Here is a 527-nt window from a genome sequence, read left to right on the forward strand (position 1 = left end):
ACACGGTCGCCACGACGGTTGGCGTAGGCCAGGAACGTTCCGATCTGGCAATTGTCGACGCGTCCGAGGGTGCCGGAATACTGCCGCTGGACCCCGGCGGATTTGGTGCCCTTCTTCGCGAATCCGGTGGGGTCGGCGATCAGCACGCCCTGGGGATCCGCGAAGCGTTCCATGGCGTAGTCGCGGACCAGGTCCCGCATCGGATCCGCGTTCCACGGGGTGAGGTTCAAGAACCGTTGGAGCGCTTTGGGTTCCTTCTCGCCGGAGAACTCGGCGATGGTCCAGCCGTTCTTGCGCTGCAGTGGGGAGAGGAGCCCACGCAGGTACTGAAGGGCGTGCTCTTGGGATTCCGGGCGGTAGAACAGCGGGGTTATCCGCTCGCCCAGCGCGGCGAACTCGCGGTCCCACACGGCTAAATCGGCCGGGCTGACGGCGTCTGACGAACGATCTGAATCATGGGGCTGTGTCGTGGCCACAGCCAGAGCTTCCCATCACCCCATGATCAAGATCTAGCCCTGTAGTACTAG

General features: G+C 63.8%; 1 protein-coding gene. It reads right to left on the reverse strand.

Annotated elements, in window-relative coordinates; translation table 11 throughout:
• A partial coding sequence (locus AC3ETA_RS47840; RefSeq protein ID WP_432199179.1) for an IS701 family transposase occupies window positions 1-476 on the reverse strand: 476 nt, incomplete at its 3' end.
• Between the last annotated feature and the right edge of the window lie 51 nt (window positions 477-527).

The organism is Streptomyces sp. bgisy027, assembly GCF_057710365.1.